Annotated in this window: 16 protein-coding genes; 6 read left to right on the plus strand and 10 right to left on the minus strand. The window is 71.6% G+C overall.

The window, feature by feature from the left end; genetic code table 11:
* Positions 1-557: 557 nt before the first annotated feature.
* Together crcB and C516_RS0115785 are read left to right on the plus strand one after the other, a co-directional pair.
* On the plus strand, positions 558-950 hold the full coding sequence (crcB, locus tag C516_RS0115780) for a fluoride efflux transporter CrcB (protein ID WP_018719384.1): 393 nt from the start codon (positions 558-560) through the stop codon (positions 948-950).
* Positions 951-967: 17 nt separating this feature from the next.
* Positions 968-1294, plus strand: a complete 327-nt coding sequence (locus C516_RS0115785) for a DUF190 domain-containing protein (RefSeq protein ID WP_018719385.1) — start codon at positions 968-970, stop codon at positions 1292-1294.
* Between the two features lie 692 nt (positions 1295-1986).
* On the opposite strand, the gene C516_RS0115790 is transcribed toward C516_RS0115785, so the two are convergent.
* The 4 genes from C516_RS0115790 to C516_RS0115805 all read right to left on the minus strand — a co-directional run bounded on the left by C516_RS0115790 (position 1987) and on the right by C516_RS0115805 (position 8261).
* Positions 1987-3201 (minus strand): ABC transporter substrate-binding protein, encoded by a 1215-nt coding sequence (locus C516_RS0115790; protein WP_018719386.1) that lies wholly within the window; start codon positions 3199-3201, stop codon positions 1987-1989.
* Positions 3202-3311: 110 nt separating this feature from the next.
* Positions 3312-5471, minus strand: coding sequence for a fatty acid oxidation complex subunit alpha FadJ (gene fadJ, locus C516_RS0115795; RefSeq protein WP_018719387.1), 2160 nt, complete (start codon positions 5469-5471; stop codon positions 3312-3314).
* Positions 5468-6784, minus strand: coding sequence for an acetyl-CoA C-acyltransferase FadI (gene fadI, locus C516_RS0115800; protein ID WP_018719388.1), 1317 nt, complete (start codon positions 6782-6784; stop codon positions 5468-5470). The genes fadJ and fadI overlap by 4 nt, the downstream gene beginning before the upstream one ends.
* Before the next feature lie 79 nt (positions 6785-6863).
* Positions 6864-8261 carry an aminotransferase-like domain-containing protein gene (locus tag C516_RS0115805; protein WP_018719389.1) on the minus strand — a complete coding sequence of 466 codons (1398 nt, stop codon included), beginning with the start codon at positions 8259-8261 and terminating at the stop codon, positions 6864-6866.
* Between the two features lie 118 nt (positions 8262-8379).
* On the opposite strand from C516_RS0115805, the gene C516_RS0115810 reads away from it, so the two are divergent.
* Together C516_RS0115810 and C516_RS0115815 are read left to right on the plus strand one after the other, a co-directional pair.
* Entirely contained in the window at positions 8380-9102 is a 723-nt protein-coding gene (locus tag C516_RS0115810; RefSeq protein ID WP_018719390.1) for an alanyl-tRNA editing protein, read from the plus strand.
* A complete protein-coding gene (locus C516_RS0115815) occupies positions 9099-9692 on the plus strand; it encodes a LysE family translocator (protein ID WP_018719391.1) in 594 nt (197 codons plus the stop codon). Before C516_RS0115810 ends, C516_RS0115815 begins: the two co-directional genes overlap by 4 nt.
* A 45-nt stretch (positions 9693-9737) precedes the next feature.
* On the opposite strand, the gene C516_RS19815 is transcribed toward C516_RS0115815, so the two are convergent.
* The 4 genes from C516_RS19815 to C516_RS0115835 form a co-directional block, all read right to left on the minus strand.
* Positions 9738-10232 carry a Slp/YeaY family lipoprotein gene (locus tag C516_RS19815; RefSeq protein ID WP_169509157.1) on the minus strand — a complete coding sequence of 165 codons (495 nt, stop codon included), beginning with the start codon at positions 10230-10232 and terminating at the stop codon, positions 9738-9740.
* A complete protein-coding gene (locus C516_RS19820) occupies positions 10226-10738 on the minus strand; it encodes a Slp family lipoprotein (RefSeq protein WP_018719393.1) in 513 nt (170 codons plus the stop codon). Before C516_RS19820 ends, C516_RS19815 begins: the two co-directional genes overlap by 7 nt.
* A gap of 90 nt (positions 10739-10828) precedes the next feature.
* Positions 10829-11470, minus strand: a complete 642-nt coding sequence (gene can / locus C516_RS0115830; protein WP_018719394.1) for a carbonate dehydratase — start codon at positions 11468-11470, stop codon at positions 10829-10831.
* A gap of 63 nt (positions 11471-11533) precedes the next feature.
* Complete coding sequence (locus C516_RS0115835; protein ID WP_018719395.1) at positions 11534-12427, minus strand: LysR family transcriptional regulator; 894 nt, start codon at positions 12425-12427, stop codon at positions 11534-11536.
* Positions 12428-12526: 99 nt separating this feature from the next.
* Here C516_RS0115835 and C516_RS0115840 point away from each other — a divergent pair, with 99 nt between their 5' ends.
* Both C516_RS0115840 and C516_RS19825 read left to right on the plus strand, forming a co-directional pair.
* On the plus strand, positions 12527-14083 hold the full coding sequence (locus C516_RS0115840) for an NADH-quinone oxidoreductase subunit L (RefSeq protein WP_018719396.1): 1557 nt from the start codon (positions 12527-12529) through the stop codon (positions 14081-14083).
* The gene (locus C516_RS19825) at positions 14080-16458 is read left to right on the plus strand and encodes a YbcC family protein (protein WP_018719397.1); all 2379 of its coding nucleotides are present in this window, start codon (positions 14080-14082) and stop codon (positions 16456-16458) included. Before C516_RS0115840 ends, C516_RS19825 begins: the two co-directional genes overlap by 4 nt.
* Before the next feature lie 16 nt (positions 16459-16474).
* Here the strand turns inward: C516_RS19825 and C516_RS0115850 are convergent, their stop codons facing one another.
* On the minus strand, positions 16475-17221 hold the full coding sequence (locus tag C516_RS0115850; RefSeq protein WP_018719398.1) for a ParA family protein: 747 nt from the start codon (positions 17219-17221) through the stop codon (positions 16475-16477).
* A gap of 154 nt (positions 17222-17375) precedes the next feature.
* Positions 17376-18281, minus strand: coding sequence for a CHAD domain-containing protein (locus C516_RS0115855; protein ID WP_018719399.1), 906 nt, complete (start codon positions 18279-18281; stop codon positions 17376-17378).
* Between the last annotated feature and the right edge of the window lie 46 nt (positions 18282-18327).

Raw genomic sequence — 18327 nt, forward strand, 5'->3', positions numbered from 1 at the left:
CATCCGCGGCCCGGCTCACTGCGCCGGCCCCTCCCCGGTTCGGCCCGGGGACGTTGCAGGCCTTCCGCGCCCAACCTTCCTGCCGGCCAACGCCCCCTCGGGTAGGTCGTGCACGGCCGCAGGCCGTGTGCGACGGCCGCCCACAACGTCGGGGGCATCGCGCGCCAAGGGCCGTGACCATGCCCGTCCACGTCCGTCCGCTTTCGAGCGGGGGGCGGGAGACGCAGAACACCGGCCCCACGACACGTGTCGGCTGCCGGGAGCAGCCGACCTACGGGACCCACCCTGCACCCGGCGGAACAGCGCCGTAACATCGTTTGTCGCCGGCAAACGCCCGTCCGGGCCCTTCTCCCTTCACGGGAGAGGGGTTGGGGAGAGGGCCCCGCCGCGACGGGGATTCCCCCGGCGCACACGCGACGGTATCCTTGTCCTCCGACGACACACGCGGAGATGGCTCCCCTCCCCGAACCGCTCCAGCGGAGCTGATGGGACCTGAACACTGTTAATCCCCGTGACGGCACACGTCCGTCCCGGGTCGCCGACAGGAGGTCCTGTTCATGCCGTGGATTTCGATGGCCGCCGTGGGCGGCGGCGCCGCGCTGGGTGCGTGGTGCCGCTGGGCACTCGGGGCCTGGCTCAATCCCTACTTCCCCTCGCTGCCCCTGGGCACCCTCGCCGCGAACCTGTGCGGCGGCCTACTCATCGGCCTGGCACTGGAGCTGTTCTCGCGCACGACGGCCGTGCCACCGGAGTTCCGACTGATGGTGGTGACCGGCTTTCTTGGGGCGCTGACCACGTTTTCGACGTTCTCTGCGGAAGTGGTCACGGCGCTGCGCCGCGCCGATTATCTCTGGGCCTCCGCCGCGGTGGGCCTCCATGTGCTGGGCAGCCTGCTGCTCACCGCGATGGGTATGGCGCTGGTCTTCTGGCTGTTCCGGGTGAACGCGTGAATCCGACGGAGGGAACCATGAACGGTGAACGACTGACCTTCTTTGTGCACGAAAACCGCCGGCTTCACGGCAAGCTGCTATACCGCTGGCTCCTCGACACCGCGCAGGATATGGGGCTGCACGGCGGCTCGGCATTCCGGGCAATCGCCGGCTTCGGCCGGCACGGCGTGCAGCATGAGCAGCACTTCCTGGAACTCGCCGGCGACGTGCCGGTGGCGGTGATGTTCGCGCTGTCCACCGATCAGGTCGACGCCCTGCTTTCGCGGGTCTCCGACGAAGGCGTGCCGCTGTTCTACATGCGCACGCCCGCTGAGTACGGGGTGATCAACGGCGGCAAGGGCTAACGCCGGACGAACGGGACCGGGGCACACCGCGGCCCGCGGCCCGGACCAGGCAGACCGATGCCTGACAGGGATCCCGGCGGGCTTCCCCTCTCCCCTGCCCCTCTCCCGCAAGGGGAGAGGGGAACAGAAGACCGCGCCTACTCCCCCGTTCCGGCTAACCCGCGAAACCACGCCATTGCACCGCTCACCACCGGCAGATAAGTAGTGCGCGGAATTATGTGCAGACGCTAGAGCGAGGTGAGCGGCCGTGGTATTCGGGTTGGTTAACCGACCACCTGAATCCCCTTGGGAGGGCGAAGCCATGGCCACTCACACTCGAAAGGCTACTGCGGGCGGCGAGGCGCTGGACGCATTACTTGGCGAGGACCGGGATCTGCTGCGGCCCCCCTCTCCCCTGACCCCTCTCCCGCAAGGAGAGAGGGGAACGGAAGACCGCGCCTACTCCTCCGTCCCGGCTAACCCGCGAAACCGCGCCATTGCACCGCGTATCACCGACAGATGCTCGCTAAGCCCCTCTCCCTTCACGGGAGAGGGGTTTGGGGAGAGGGCTCCCACCCGGTATCCGCGGACAGGACGTTCGCCTTTATCTACGATGACGTCGGGGCGTGAACGACAAAGACCCCGGCACATGGCCGGGGTCTGTCGGTGCGGATCCAGCCCTGACACGGGCCGCCACAGCGGCGGCGCGTGTATTACATCGAGGGCTCGAAGACCTTCTTGGTCACGATCTCGCCGTCCTCGAACGCCCAGTGGGCGAAGGTGCCGGGGACATCGCCGTTCTTGTCGAAGTTGATCGACCCGGAGGCGCCCTCGTAGTCGATCTCCTTGCCCTGCTCCAGGAGCTTCACGGCCTTGTCGAACTCACCCGGATAGACCTTCTCGCCGGGCGGGTTGGCGATGTCGCGGAGATTGTCCCGGATCGCCGTGCCGTCCACGGAACCGGCCTTCTGGGCGGCCAGGGCAATGGCATAGACCGCGTCATAGGCGGTGTCCATGTACGGCTTGGGCGGACGCTCGCCGAACTCCTCCTGGTAGGCGGAGTCGAAGTGCTTCGCCCCCGGGGCATCCTCGCGCGCCTGCGGCGCGGTGCCGATGGAGCCGTTGAGATACTGTGCGCCGAGGTTCTCGACCAGCTCCGGCGCCTTGAGGCCATCGGAGAGCACGAAGTTCTGGAAGTAACCGCCCTCCAGCGCCTGGCGCAGGATGGTCTGGCCGTTCTGCGGGTAACCGATCAGCACCAGCGCATCGGCACCGCCCGCGGCCGCCTGCTGGAGCTCGCCACGATAGGCGGGCTGGCCCTGCTCGTAAGCCACCATCCCGGTGACGCTGCCGCCGCCATCCTCGAACGCGGACTTGAAGTTCTCCGCCAGGCCCTTGCCGTAGTCGTTGTTGATGTAGATGACGCCGACGCTGCCGTAATCCTTCTCGTGGGCGATCTGCGCGAGGGCGACGCCCTGGAAGGCGTCCGAGGGCACGGTACGGAAGAGGTAGTCGCCGTCATCCAGGGTCGTGATCACCGGCGAGGTGGACGCGCCGCTGATCTGCGGGATCTTGTTCGACTTGGACACGCTCTGGGCCACCGGGATGGTGACGCCGCTGGAGAGCGCACCGACGAAGGCGCTCACGCCCTCGATGCTGGCCAGCTTCTGGGCGGCATCCACGCCGGCCTGCGGCCTGGTCTGGGTGTCGCCCGACTTGATCTCGACGTCCTCCCCGAGCACGCCCCCGGCGGCGTTGATCTCCTTGGCGGCCAGCTTGATGCCGTTCAGCGACGGCCCGCCGTAGGACTGCAGGTCGCCGGTCAGCGGCACCAGCGCACCGATCTTCAGCGGCTGGGCCATGGCCGTGGCACTCGCGACGAGTGCCAGCGCCGAGACCGCGCCGATTATCTGTTTCTTGAGCGTCATGGCAACAGCTCTCCTGTTTTTCTGCCGGTCTTCGTTGTGATCCCCGCCCGTAGCCCCGGCGCGAGGCCTTTATGGAGCATACCCACGCACCTGGGGGCGTGCAAAACGCCCTACGCGGCGTGGAAGGGCCGCTGCCGAGAGGCACGGCCCTCCAGCCCCGGAGCCGGCTCGAAGCGTGCCCCGTGCGGGCGGTAGCGCTCAAGCCACCAGTGCACCCCGCCGGCCCCCAGACTATCAATATAGCGGAAAGGGCCGCCGCGAAAAGGCGGAAAGCCGATTCCGTACACCGCCGCGATGTCACCGTCCCGCGCATTGCTGAGCACCCCCTCGTCGAGGCAGCGCACGGCCTCGTTGAGCAGCATGCCCACGGTGCGCTGGACGATCTCGTCGTCGCCGGCGAGGCGCTGACGGTGCACGCCGAGCAGCTCGTAGACGTTCTCGTCGACCTCGCTGCCGCTGCGCCGGCCGCCGTAGCGGTAGAAGCCGCGCCCGGACTTGCGCCCGAGCCGGCCGTCGTCGATCATCCGCTGCGCCGCGTCGGTGGGGCGCATGCGCTCGCCGTAGGCCTCGTGGAGCACCGTGGCGACGTGGGCGCTGACGTCCAGGCCCACCTCGTCGAGGAGCTTGAACGGCCCCACCGGGAAGCCGAAACGCACCAGCGCGCCGTCCACGTGGTGGATGGCCACGCCCTCGGTGACCAGGTGGATGGCCTCGTTGATGTAGGGCGCGAGGATGCGGTTGACGTAAAACCCCGGGGTATCGCCGACCACCACCGGCGTCTTGCCCTGGGCCCGGCCGACGGCGACGGCGGTGGCGACGACCGCCGCATCCGTGCCGGCGTGGGGGATCACCTCCAGCAGCGGCATGCGTTCCACCGGCGAGAAATAGTGCATGCCGATGACGTTGCCGGGCCGCTGCGCCGCCTCGGCGATGCGGACGATGGGCAGCGACGAGGTGTTGCTCGCGATGATGGTCTCCGGCGGGGTCACCGCCTCCACGGCCTCGACGGTGCGGTGCTTGATCCCGAGCTCCTCGGGCACCGCCTCCACCACCAGCCCGACGCGGCCGAAACCGGTAAGCGCCGGGGTCGCGGTCACCCGACGGCTCACCTGCCCCGCCTCGTAGGCGCTCAGGCGACCGCGGCGCCGGCGCCGGCGGACCTCGTCGTGCGCGTGGCGCATGCCCCGGGAGAGCCCCTCGGTGGAGACGTCGTAGAGGCGGACCGGCAGCCGGGCCCGGGAGGCGGTCACGAACGCGATCCCCGCCCCCATCAGGCCGGCGCCGAGCACGGCGGTCCGCTCCACGGCGCGCGGCTCCGCCTCGGCACCGGTGTCCTTCTTCATGGCGGTGGTGGCGAAGTAGATCCCGGCGAGCTCACCGGCCTCGGGGGTCATCGCCAGCTCGCCGAAGGCCCGCGCCTCCGCCGCCAGCCCCTCGGCCATGCCCCGCGCCAGACCGGTGCGCACGCACTCGATGATGCGCGGCGGCGCGGGATAGTTGCCGTGGGTACGCCGGCGGACGCTCTCCTGCGCCCGGGAGCAGACGACGGCCCGCCCGAGGGGGTTGCGCGCCAGCACCGCATGCAGGAGGCGGGCGCGCCACCCGGCGCGCCGTCGGCCGCGCCCGGCATGCAGCGCCTCGACACGCTCGACGGCGACGTCCTCCAGGATGTCGGCGGGCACGGCCTCGTCCACCAGGCCGCTGCGGGCGGCAGAGCGCGCACTCACCTGGCGGCCGGTGAGCATCATATCCAGCGCCAGCGGCAGCCCCACCAGTCGCGGCAGCCGCTGGGTGCCGCCGCCCCCGGGGAGCAGCCCGAGCTGGACCTCCGGCAGGCCGAGCCGGGTATGGCCGGCATCGGTGCAGATGCGGGCATGGCAGGCCATGGCGAGCTCCAGCCCGCCACCGAGGCAGACGCCGTCGATCGCCGCCACCACCGGCACCCGCAGCCCGGCGAGCCGGTCGAACACCCGCTGGGCGGTGTGCGAGACCGCCGTGGCCTCCTCGGCGCTCTCGCAGGCGCGGATCATGCCGATGTCCGCGCCGGCGATGAACGAGCCCGGCTTGGCGCTGATGAAGATCAGCCCGCGCAGGCCGCCATCGGCGGCGACCTCGTCGAGGATATGCCCGGCGGCGTTCACGGCATCGCCGCCGAGGGTGTTCTGGCTCTGCCCGGGGCAGTCGATCCACACCCGGGCGATACCGTCGTCCCGGCGCTCCAGGCGCAGGGGGGCGGGTGTGTCCGTTGCCTGTTCCATCGTCTCCGTCATGCCGCCTCCAGCACCATCGCCGCCGCCAGTCCGCCGGCGGCGCAGGCCGTGGTCAGTGCGGTGCCGCCGCCGCGGCGGCGCAGCTCCCGCAGGGTCTGGACGATCATTCGCGCCCCGGTCGCGGCGAAGGGGTGGCCGAAGGCGATGGAGCCGCCGTTGACGTTGACCCGCTCCCAGTCCACCTCGCCGATGGGGGCGTCGCGCCCGAGCCAGTCCCGGGCGAAATCCGGGTCGTCCCAGTACTGCAGGTTCGCCAGGGTCTGCGCGGCGAAGGCCTCGTGGATGTCGACGAGGTCCATGTCCGCGAGCGTCAGGCCGGCGCGGTCCAGGGCCAGGGGCGTCACGTGGCTCGGGCCGATGAGGGCGTCGCGGAACGGGTCCACGGCACAGAAGGCGGAGGTGCGGATGAAGCCCAGCGGCTCATAGCCGAGCGCCCGGGCGCGGTCGGCACGCATGAGCACCAGCGCCGCGGCACCGTCGGTGAGCGGGGTCGAGTTGCCGGCGGTCACCGTACCGTGGCGGCGATCGAAGGCCGGTCGCAGCCCGGCGAGGCTCGCCTCCGAGGCGTCGGCGCGGATGGTGTTGTCCCGGTGGATATGCGCCTGCTCCCGCCCGGCGAAGGCGTGCATGACCTCGCCGTCCAGCCTGCCGGCCTCCCAGGCGGCGTGGGCGCGCTGGTGTGAGCGCACCGCGAAGGCATCCTGGGCCTCGCGACCGACGCGATGGGTCTTGGCCATCTGCTCGGCGATCTCGCCCATGCCGAGACCGGTGGTGTAGTCCCGCACGGCGGGCGGCTTCGGCGCCAGATCCCGCGGGCGCACGCCCGAGAAGGCCCCGAGCCGGCCACGCCAGTCCTTCGCCCGCGAGGCGCGGAGCAGCGCCGCGGCGAGCCGTCGGCTGACGCCGATGGGCAGCACCGAGGCCGAGTCCGCCCCGCCGGCGATACCGGCCTCGATCTCGCCGCGGGCGATGGCCGCGGCCACGTCGGCGGTGGTCTGGAAGCTGGTGGCACAGGCGCGGGAGACGCTGTAGGCGTCCGTGGTCACGGGCAGACCTGCGCCGAGGACCACCTCGCGGGCGATGTTCGGCGCCTCCGGGCGGATGATCACCTGGCCGAAGACCAGCCGCTCCACCACCGCCGGATCCAGGTCCATGCGGGTGACCAGCTCGTTGACGACCATCGTCCCCAGGGCCACGGCGTCGGTATCGGCATACGCGGTGAGCTGCCGCGCGAAGGGGGTGCGCAAGCCGTCCACCACGGCGACGCGGTCGTCCCGGCGCCGGCGTCTGCGCGTACTGCTGCTCGCTGCCACACTGGCCTCCCGATTCGCCCATACGCTTGCGTATGGAAAGCTTCGCCGCCCACCGGCGGCGTGTCAACTCCGCCCCGCCTTACAGGGTCGCGCCGCCCCGCCCGGGCCCGCGCTCGAGCACGCGGCGCACCCGGGCGAGCCCCTCGGCCACCCGCTCGCGCGCGGCCGGTGCACTGATCGCCAACCGTACCGCCTGCGGTACCGGATGGCGACCCACGGCGAAGGGTTCACCGGTCTTCAGGCGCACGCCCTCGGCAGCACACGCGCGGGCGAACTCGTCGGCCCGCCAGGGCTCGGGCAGGTGGAGCCAGACATTGAATCCATACGGCTGCGCGGCAAACGCCAGACCCTGGAAGTGCTCGGCGACCAGGGCCTGGCGGGCGGCGATCTCCTCGCGCTGCCGCCGGGCCAGCTCGTCGGCCGCGCCCGAGTCGATCCAGCGGCACGCCGCCTCCGCGTTCAGCGGCGGCGCCATCCAGCAGTTGCCCCGCAGGGCCTGGGCGACGTCGTCGAACCAGCGCGGCGGCGCCTGCACCAGCCCCACCCGCAGGCCGCCGGCGAGGACCTTGGAGACCCCGGTGATATGGATGACCCGCTCCGGCGCCCGGTCCACCAGCGCGCTCGGGCGCTCCGCCGCGGCCACCAGGTGCACGGCGTCCTCGATCACGGCGACGTCGTGGCGCCCGGCCACCGCCAGCAGCTCGTCACGCCGGTGCCCCGGGATCACCTCGGCGGTCGGGTTGTTCTGATCCGGCGTGAGATAGACCGCGCGCACAGCGTGCTGGCGGCAGGCGGCCTCCAGCGCGCCCGGCTGTACACCCTCGCCATCGCTCGCCAGCGGCAGGTGCCGCAGCCCCAGCCCGCGGGCGGCGGCGATCATCCCGGGATAGACCAGGCCCGCCGAGGCCACCGTCTCGCCGGGCCGGGCGACAGCCTGCAGCGCCATGTTGAGCCCGTGCAGCGCGCCGAGGCAGATCAGGCTGTGCCCGGCATCGATGCCGTAGCCCCAGCCCCGCAGCCAGCGGGCCAGCTCGGTTCGGTGACGCGGCAGCCCGGCCTCCGGGTGATAGCCGAGACACTCGGCGAGCGCCGCGTCGTCACCGGCCAGGTCGCGCAGGGCGTCGGCCAGCGCCGGCGTGCGGCCCATGGGCACAGGGAAGGCGAGACCGAAGTCGATGTCACCGTCCTCCGCCGCCGGGGCGACGCTGAACCCCTGCCCGGAGCCGTCCTGCGGCGAGCGGACGTACGTCCCGCTGCCCACCCGCGCACTGACCAGTCCGCGCCGCTCCGCCTCCGCATAGCCCCGCGTGACCGTGCCGACGGTCACGCCAAGGGCATCGGCCAGCGCGCGATGGGTGGGCAGCCGGTCGCCGACGGCCAGCTCGCCGGCAGCTACCGCCCGGGCAACGGCCTCGGCGATGGCCCGGTAGCGGGGGCCGGCGTGATCGGAGAGATCGGGCACCCAGATTGTCTTCATTACAAAAATCTTCTTTACATCAGAAAGTTGGCGATTATTCTCTATTTGTATCGGTTTAATTGATGAAATTGTATCCATTTACCGAAAAATTGTCACTATTGCTCACTGGAGAACCGGGATGAACACGCCGACCCCGACACGCCGCCGCTTCGAGCAGGACGCCTATCGCCGCGACGGACAGGCGCGGGTCGTCGCGGTCACCGAACGGGGCATCGTGCTGGACGAGACCGGCTTCTATGCCGAGGGCGGCGGCCAGCCGGGTGACACCGGCACCCTGCAGACCGCCGCGGGCGCGACCCTGCGGGTGACGGACACCCGCTACCTCCCCGGCCGGCTGCGTATCGGTCACCAGGTCGCGGACCCGGGCAACCTGCAGCCCGGGGACACGGTTGCCTTCGTGATCGACTGGGCCCGCCGGTACCGCCACATGCGCATGCACACCGCACTGCACGTGCTCTGCGCCCTGGTCGACGCGCCGGTCACCGGCTGCGCGATCCACGCCGGGCGCGGGCGCATCGACTTCGACCTGCCGGAATCCGGCCTGCGCCGGGAGGACCTCGACGCCGCACTCCAGCGCGTGATCGGCGAGGACCGTCCTGTCCATGCCCGCGAGGAGGACGGCGCCCGGGGCGGCGAATACACGCGCCGCGCCGCCCCGGGCGAGGGGGACACGCTGCGCGTGGTCACCATCGACGGGCTCGACCGCCAGCCCTGCGGCGGTACCCATGTGCGGGCCACCGGCGAGCTCGCGGGCATCCGCGTGGCCCGGATCCACAAGAAGAGCCGGCGCGCCCGGCGCGTGGCGCTGATCGACGAGGCCGCGACGGAGGTGGCGGAATGACCCTGGAGAACGCCCTCGCCGCCGCGCTGTTCGCCTTCGCCCTGTCCGCCACGCCGGGGCCGAACAACGTCATGCTCACCGCCTCCGGCGCGCGCTTCGGCCTGCGCCGGACCGTGCCGCACCTGCTCGGCGTGACCGCGGGCTTCGGTGCGCTCACCGCAGCGGTGGCGCTGGGGCTGGGCGGGCTGTTCGAGCACTACCCCGCCGTGCACACGGCGCTGCGCTGGATCGGTGCGGCCTACCTGCTCTATCTCGCCTGGCGCATCGCCACGGCGGACCCGGCCGGCCACGGCGCGCGCGCCCGTCCGATCCGGTTCACGGAGGCGTTCGCGTTCCAGTTCGCCAACCCCAAGGTATGGGTGATGGGCATGACCGCGGTGGCCCTGTTCACCGCCCCGGGCGACGGCTACGCGCTCTCCGCGGCGGTGGTGATCGCCATCTGCATGGCGATCAACCTGCCGTGCGTGTCCCTGTGGGCCTGCTTCGGTACCGCGATCGGCCGCTGGCTCGGCAGCCTGCGCGCGCGCCGGCGGTTCCAGTGGGTGATGGGCGGGCTGACCGCCGCCTGTGTCGGGCTGGTGGCATTCTGATCGTCTCACAGACGGGTCGCGCGGGAGCCGGAGCGCTCCGGCGGCTCAGTCGCTGAACATGGGACGGCCGGGCAGGTGAAACCGTATCGGCTCGCGCTGCGGATCGCGCTCCCGGGGCCAGGCGTACACGGCCTCGGCCGCCACCCGGGGCCAGCGGCTCCGCCAGTCTCCGATGCGCACATCCACGAAACCGGTCACCGCGCCGCGCACGGTCACGCGCCGCCCCGGGGCATAGGCATCGGAGGACAGCTCACGCCCGCTGACGGCCAGGAAACGGCCGCCGGCCTCGCCCCAGTAGACGTTCGGCCGCTGCCGGCCGCGGAGCGGGAAGGCGAGTATCTCCAGGCGGGTCCCCGCCCCCTCGGGATGCCGGTCGACGACGCGACCGCCCCAGACCACCTCGCGGCCGACGGCGTCACCGCTGCCGGCCAGGGCCACGGGCAGGGGCTCGCGCGTCGCCCCCGCCTCGCGCACCGGCCCCGCCGCACAGCCGGCCAGCACGCCGGCGAGCAGGGCGGCGGCGGCCGCACGCCTCACCACGCAGGGCAGCCCCACGGGTAATGGCAGTCCCACCAGCCGGGATACCATCCCGGCGGCGGCGCCGGCGGCGGCCGCTCGGACCAGAGTTCGTGGCCGCCGACCTCAACCACGGGATAGCGATAGGGATAATCCCCCACCGTGCGCACCTCGATGCCCGTGACCCGGCCGGTGACGGTAACCTCCTCTCCCGGGGCGTAGACCACCGGGTCGAGGAAGCCGTCGAAACGCGCGAGGAAACGCCCGCGGCTCGCGGACGCGGGTTCCGGCCGGGCACTGCTGTCCAGCGGGTGCTCGACCACCGCCAGGCGGGTGGCGTCCTCGCCGTTGATCACCTCCGCAACCTCCCCGCCCCAGAGCACCCGCGTGCCGGTATACCGCTCGGGCTCGGCACGGACATCCGCCGGCGTCGGCGACGCGGCGGGCGCGTCCTGCAGGGATTCCGGCACACTGGCGCAGCCACCGAGTATGACGGCGGATGCGACGACGATGGCGAACAGCTGGCGCATGATCCCGCCCCTCCCTGAGTGGCGCCTGTCTGCTCTTGGACCCGGGACGAAACAGGCGCGTTCCCCGAGTATAGCGCCGCCGCGGCGGGCTCAGTCGCCGATGGGATCCATGCGGTAGATGCGGCCGATCTCGCCCGGTCCGCGCACGCTCACCGACAGGTCGTTCACCCGCCCGTCGACGAGCCCGTAGACCCAGCCGTGCACCGCCAGGGTCTGCCCGCGTGCCCAGGCATTCTGGACGATGGTCGTGTAGCAGACGTTGCGCACCTGCTCGACGACGTTGAGCTCGCAGAGCCGGTCGGTACGCCGCTCCTCGTCCTCGATCGCGTCGAGCTCCGCCTCGTGGAGGTGATAGACGTCCCTGATGTGTCGCAGCCAGTTGTCGATCAGGCCGAACTGCCGGTGCCCCATGGCGACACGGACCCCGCCACAGCCGTAATGACCGGTGACGATGATGTGGCGCACGTGCAGCACCTCCACGGCGAACTGCAGCACCGACATGGCATTCATGTCGCTGTGCACCACCACGTTCCCCACGTTGCGGTGCACGAACAGCTCCCCGGGCATCAGGTCGACGATGTCGTTGGCGGGCACGCGACTGTCCGAGCAGCCAATCCAGAGGTAGTCCGGATTCTGCTGGCGTGCCAGCCGGGAAAAGAAATCCGGCTGCTCGCTGGACAGCCGCTCCGACCAGCGCCGGTTGTTCTCGAGAAGATCGAGGATGTCGCTCAAAACACCCGCTCCGGTGACGACACGGTCATTTACCGCAAGATAACAGACAGGGGAGCGGGGCATTCATTGATCGGAAGGGGTTGCGAGCGTGTCGAGCAGCTCGCGCACCAGCGGGTTCGGGAACTGCCGGCGCTGGAAGATCGCGTAGAAGCGCTCGCGCACCTCCGGCACGCGACAACGCTCGACCAGCCGGCCCGAATTCAGCTCGTCACGTATCACCACCGGCGGGACCAGCGCATAGCCGGTGCCCTCACGGGCGACCAGGCGCAGCATGGCCATGTCATCCACCTCGGCGAGCACCACGGGCCGCACGCCCGCGAACTCCAGCAGCCGGTCGAAGCTCGCCCGGACCCCGCTCTCGAGGCTCGGCAGCACCAACGGCAGACCGTCCAGATCGTCCGGGAAACGCAGCGGCGTCGTCCCCGAAGCGGCGGGACCGACGATGCTGATGGGCTGGCTGTCCACCAGCTGGCTGTACCAGTCCGACCCCGCATCGCGGGGCACCGGCTCGTTGGACAGGACCAGATCGAGGGCGTGCGTCTGCAGCCCGGCGAGCAGCTCGTCGCGCCCCGCCGAGCGGATCACGAGCTCGATGTCGTCCCGGTGGATGAGCGGGCGGAGCAGCTCCAGCTGGAAGTTGCGTGACAGCGTCGTCAGCGCGCCGACCCGCAGGATACGCCGGCGGGTCCCGGCGCCACCCCGCAGCGTGCTCACGAGCTCGGCACCCGCCGCGAAGACGGTGTCCGCGTAGTCGAGCGCGATGCGCCCGGCCTCCGTCAGCTGGAGCCGCCTGCCCGCACGTTCGAACAGGGCGTGACCGAGCTGTTCCTCCAGCCGTCGGATCTGCACCGACAGCGCCGACTGCGACACATGGAGCCGCGACGCGGCCGCCGCGACGCTGCCCTCGTGTGCCACCGCCCAGAAATAGCGCAGGTGGTGATAGTTGAGCTGCTGCATACCGTTCTATTTTATTTAACTAAAACGGGCAAACAATGAATTTTTTATCTCTCCCGGAGCTTGGTACAACGTCTCCGCACCCACGTCCGAGAGTACGCGATGCCCGTTCAAGCCCTGCCCGCACTCGCCCCGATCGCCCTGGCCGCCGCGGCGGTCTTCGGCCTGCTACGCCCGGGCCGGCGCCCGCGGGGGGTCCCGCGCGGTGCGCAATCGGCGGCGCTCCTGGCCGTCGCCACAGCACTGGCCGCCGTGGGGGTGCTCGTGCATTACGGGCCGGCGACACTCGCCGGCATAAGGCTGGACGTGGTCAGCGTGGCCCTGCTCGCCCTCGTCAGCCTCGTCGGCTGGATCGTCCTGCGCTATACGGCGACGTACATGGACGGCGAGGCCCGCGAGGGCGCGTTCACCGGCTGGCTGTGCGCCACACTCGCGTCGGTCATGGTGCTGGTGATCTCCGGGCACCTGCTCCTGCTCGTGGCGGCGTGGATCGCCACCAGCGTCTGCCTGCACCGGCTGCTGCTGTTCTATCCGCAACGGCGCCGGGCCCGGCTGGCGGCACGCAAGAAGTTCGTGATGGCCCGTCTCGGGGACGCCGCCCTCTGCGGGGCGGCCGTGATCCTGGCTGTCGCCTGCGGCAGCGGCGACATCGCCGCGATCCTGGCCGCCGCAGGCACTGAGTCCGCCACCACGGCCATGCGCTGGGCGGCACTCCTGCTCGCCCTCGCCGCCGCGCTCAAATCCGCCCAGTTCCCGACCCACGGCTGGCTCACGGAGGTCATGGAGGCCCCTACCCCGGTCTCGGCGCTGCTGCATGCGGGGGTGATCAACGCCGGCGGCTTCCTGCTGATCCGCTTCGCCGACGTCATCCTGCAGGCGCCGCTGGTCATGGCGGCACTGGTGGCCCTCGGGGGCTTCACCGCCCTGTTCGGGGCGATGGTGATGCTCACCCAGCCGGCGGTGAAGACCTCGCTCGCCTGGTCCACCGTGGGACAGATGGGCTTCATGGTCATGCAGTGCGGCCTGGGCCTCTTCCCCCTCGCCCTGCTGCACCTGATCGCCCACTCGCTGTACAAGGCGCACGCGTTCCTCGCCTCCGGCTCGGGCGTCGATCAGGTCACCGCGGCGCGCCGGCCGGGCCCCGTGGCGGTACCGGGACTGACTGCGGTCGGCGGCGCCTTCGCCACGGCGCTCGCGACCTACATCGGTGTTGGCCTGCTGTTCGGACTCGAATCCAAGCCGCCCCAGGTGATCGCCCTCGGACTGATCCTGATCCTCGGCGTCGCCTACCTGCTGGCGCAGGGCTTCGCCGATCACGCACCCCGGGCACTCACCCGGCGCACATCGCTCTACGCCCTGGCGACCACGCTGGGTTACTTCGCCCTGCACGCGCTGACCACCGCGGCGACCGGGACCACTCTGCCACCGCCGCCCGCGCCCGGCCCGCTCGCGTGGGCGCTCATGGCCCTGGCGTTGATGAGCTTCGCCGCCGTGGCGGTGGCGCAGACGCTGTTCCCCCTCTGGGCCTGCCACCCTGCGGCGACCGGGCTGCGAGTCCATCTCTCGAACGGCCTGTACGCCAATGCCCTGCTCGACCGGCTGCTCGGCGCCTGGGGCATGAACGACGACGTCCACGCACACCGGAGAACGACCTCATGAACATCGACAGCGGCAGCATCAACCGCGCCGCGGAAGACGCGGTCAGGGCCGTCCCGCCGTCCTGGCCGCTGACCGGGTGGATCGCCGTCAATCCCTTCGCCGGTCACACCGGGGACGACCTCGCCACCGCCATAGCGCGGCTGGAACGGGTGGCGGGCTGTGCGGTCACGCCCCCGAGGTCGTGGCACCTGGAGGCGATCCGCGACGGCCGCATCACCAACGGGGATCTCGAGGCCGCGCTCGCAGCGGCCCCGCCGCACTGGCGCTCCGTCACGGTCGAATTCCTGAAGGCCGCGACCGAGCAGCCGCGGCCGCGGCCGCTGCCGAGCGTTGCGGAGCTGGCCGCCAGGGCCTCCGGCACGGACTGGCCGGCCCTCATCGAGGAGCGTGTCGGTGCCTGGGCGTCCGCCTACTTCGACGAAGGACAGGCGCTGTGGCCCATGCCGCCGGCCCGGGACCCGTTCGTCTCCTGGCGGGAGACAGCCACGCGCGACCTCACCCCGGAGATCGCGGGGCTGCAGGGCTTCGCACGGGAGATCGCGGAAGGTCCGGCGACCGCGGAGACACTCCTCACGGCGGCCACACAATACCTCGCCGTACCGGAGCAGGCGCTGACCTCCTATTACCACCGGCTGCTCATGGACCTCGGCGGATGGGCGCAGCTGGCACGTTACCGCCTCTGGCGCGCCGAGCTGAACGACGACACGGACCGCACCGCGGTGGGGCTGCTGGCGGTACGAATGGCGTGGGAGCAGGCCCTGTTCCGGCACCACCGCGAGGCGATCGAGGCCGACTGGCGGGACGTCTGCGCCAGCCATGCCCGGCCGGTTTCCCCGCAGGAACGGCACATCGTCGACGCGCTGCTGCAGGACGCCGCGGAGCGCAGTGCCCAGCGCCGGCTGCCCGAACAGCTCACGCCGGACAGTCAGGCCAACGACGACCGGCCGGACACCCAGGCCGTATTCTGCATCGATGTCCGCTCGGAGGTCTTCCGGCGCTGCCTGGAACGGGTCGCGCCGTCGGTACAGACGCTGGGCTTCGCGGGATTCTTCGGTCTGCCGCTGGCACACCGGGAGGCCGGCTCGCACCTCTGCGAGGCACGCTGCCCGGGGCTCGTGCCCCCGGCACTGGAGAGCCGCACACCGGAGACGGGCGGGACCGCCGGGCACTGGATCAGGGCGCGCGCGTCACGGGCGTGGAAGCGCTTCAAGCTCGCAGCCGTATCGTCCTTCGCCTTCGTGGAGTCGATGGGTCCCGTCTACGCCGGCAAGCTGCTGGGCGACAGCCTCGGTCTGCACCGGCGCCACCAGGGCGGCGCAGCCCCCGCCCCGGACATTCCGGGTCTCGGCCCGGAGGAACGCGCGGAGACCGCCGAGTCCGTCCTGCGGACGATGTCGCTCACGAACAACTTCTCCCGACTGGTGGTCTTCGTCGGCCATGGCGCCGGGGTCACCAACAATCCGCACGCCGGCACGCTGCAGTGCGGCGCCTGCGGCGGACACGCCGGGGACGTCAACGCCAGGGCGCTCGCCGGCCTGCTCAACGACCCGGATGTCAGGGCGCGGCTGGCCGGGCGCGGCATACCGGTTCCCGCGGACACGCTCTTCGTGGGCGCGCTCCACGACACCACCTCGGACCGGGTCATGCTCTTCGACGGTGACGCCCCGTCATCCGCGCACCGGGATGACCTGGCGAGGCTCGCGCAGCGGTTCGACACCGCCGGCGAACTCGCCCGCGACGAACGCGCGCGGCGGCTGCCCCGGGCCAGGCACGGGTCGGACGTGGCCGCCCGGGGCCGCAACTGGGCCGAGCTGCGCCCGGAGTGGGGCCTGGCCGGCTGCAGCGCCTTCATCGTGGCGCCGAGGCACCGCACCCGTGGCCGTGACCTCGGCGGCCGGGCCTTTCTGCACAGCTACGAATGGCGCGATGACGAGGGCTTCCGCGTCCTCGAGCAGATCCTGACGGCACCGGTCGTCGTGGCGAGCTGGATCAACCTGCAGTATTACGGCTCGACGGTGGCGCCGGAGACGTTCGGCGGGGGCAGCAAGGTCCTGCACAACGTCACCGGGGGTATCGGCGTGGTCGAGGGCAACGGTGGTGCGCTGCGTACCGGACTGCCCTGGCAGTCGGTACACGACGGCGACCGACCCGCCCACCACCCCCTGAGGCTGACGGTGGTCATCGAGGCCCCGACGGAGGCCATAGACCGGGTCCTGCGGCGCCATGACGACGTCCGCGCGATGTTCGACAACCGCTGGGCGCACCTGCTGGCAGTGGACGAGTCCGGGCAGCTCGCCTGGCGTTACCACCGTGCCGGGCACTGGACGCGCTGGACCGACGACCGGGACGCCGCCCCGGTCGCGGCCGCCGGCTGATCCCCGCGACAGGGGATCAGCGTCCGAACCCGGCGGCGACCTCGGCCCAGAGCCCGGCATACCCCCTGGCGGCGGCGCTGCGCGGGGCGAACGTCCCCACCGGTGCCTGCTCCAGGCCCATGCGCTCGACCACGCTGGCATAGGGGACCCAGCCGGCCATCAGCCCCTCGAAGGCCGCGGGCGGCTCCGCCAGCCAGTCCCGGTGCAGACGGCGGCGGCGGTCCACCAGGCTGAAGAACGGGGAGAGCCGCCGGCGCACCGACTTCTTGCCGCCCAGGTGCTCGCGCATCTGCGTCCACGCCCGCAGTGACAGCGGGCTCGGCACCACCGGCACCAGCACCCGGTCCGCCGCCCGCGCGACCTGCTCGGCGAAGCGGGACAGCCCCGGCGGGCAGTCCAGCACCACGAGCGCGTACTGCTCGGCGAACGGCTCCAGCAGCGTGCCCAGATGCTTGCGGGAATCCGCGGTCCGGCGCAGCAGGTCGTCGAGCTCGTGGAGCGCCTGATCGGCGGGCAGCACGTCCACGTTGTCGTGGGGCGTGGGCCGCACCTCCCGCCCCAGCGGCGACTTGCCGCCGAGCAGCTTCTTGGCCTTGCGCTCGAAGCCGCCGTCGGCACCGAGATACCAGCTCGCTGCGCCCTGGGCGTCCAGGTCCCAGACCAGCGTCGGCCAGCCGGCGCGTCCGGCCTCCCAGGCGAGATTGACGGCGGCGGCGGTCTTGCCGACGCCGCCCTTGAGGTTGTGCAGTGCCAGGATGTTCATGTCGCTCCGCGGCGTCCCGTACGAGTGCGTTCAGGGTGCCCACAACCTTGCCGAGCGGGGCGGCGCGGCCCGTGGGCAGCGATGCCCGGCGGCACGCGTTCTCCGGTCATGCGGCACTCTCCTCCGAGCGAATACCCCGCGGGAGGCGGAGCATTCATCGGCCCTTGCGGGTCAGGCGCCAGTAGGCGCGCCAGCGCGCCACCAGCACATCGCCCTCCTCGGCGTATAGGCGCCGCCCGGTGGCAACGGCCCGACGCGTCAGCCGGGTACGGCGCCGCGAGACGGCCCGGACGATGGCGGCGCGGGTAGCGGCGGCGCCGAACAGCGCCGGCTCTTCAGCCATCAGCGCATGCATCACGGCCAGGTCGTGATCGTCGCCGAGGGCGTCGGACAGCCCCTTGAGGCACCGGCGCCGGGCCTCGAGCATCTCCGGCCAGCAGCGCTCGAACAGGCAGGTGTGGTACCAGTGGTCCTTCACCCGCTTGCGCCACTCGTGCAACCGCTCGTCGGTGATGCCCTTCTCCACCGCCGCCAGCGCGCGTGCGCCGTCGCCGAAGGTCCGGGCAAGGCCGCCGCGGAACAGCGCGAAGCCGTCCCGCGGCAGCGGCCAGTCGCTCAGCGCTGCCCGCGCATCGCCGAGGGATTGCCGGGCGGCGGCGACCGCGTCGGCATCCGCGCCCTGCCCCGCCGCGTCGGCACGCGCCGCCAGCCGCTCACGCACCCGCTGCATCGCCGTACTGGAGAACCGGCGGGGCTCGTCGGCAACGAGGGCGTCCCAGCATTCCACCAGGGCCGCGGCATCGCGGATGCCCGACAGCCCCCGGGCAATGTCACGGTAACGGGTATTTTCGCTACCGAAACGCTTGCCCAGGTGCGGACGCACCAGGCGGACGACGGCGCGTATCTCCTTCAGCCGCTTGCGTGCCTCGTGCACGCCCTCGGCACCCCGGTCTCGGGGCAGGGCGAGTGCCTCGTCGGCACGCTGGATTCGGTCCTCGACGATCCGCCGGACCTCCTCGTCGGCGCCGCGACGTGGATCGATGCGATATCCGCTGCTCATGGCCTGTCCTTCGCCCCGGTCATACCTCTCGTCGCATTTTAACCAT

It is taken from the genome of Arhodomonas aquaeolei DSM 8974 (genome assembly GCF_000374645.1).
GTDB classification, from domain to species: Bacteria; Pseudomonadota; Gammaproteobacteria; order Nitrococcales; family Nitrococcaceae; genus Arhodomonas; species Arhodomonas aquaeolei.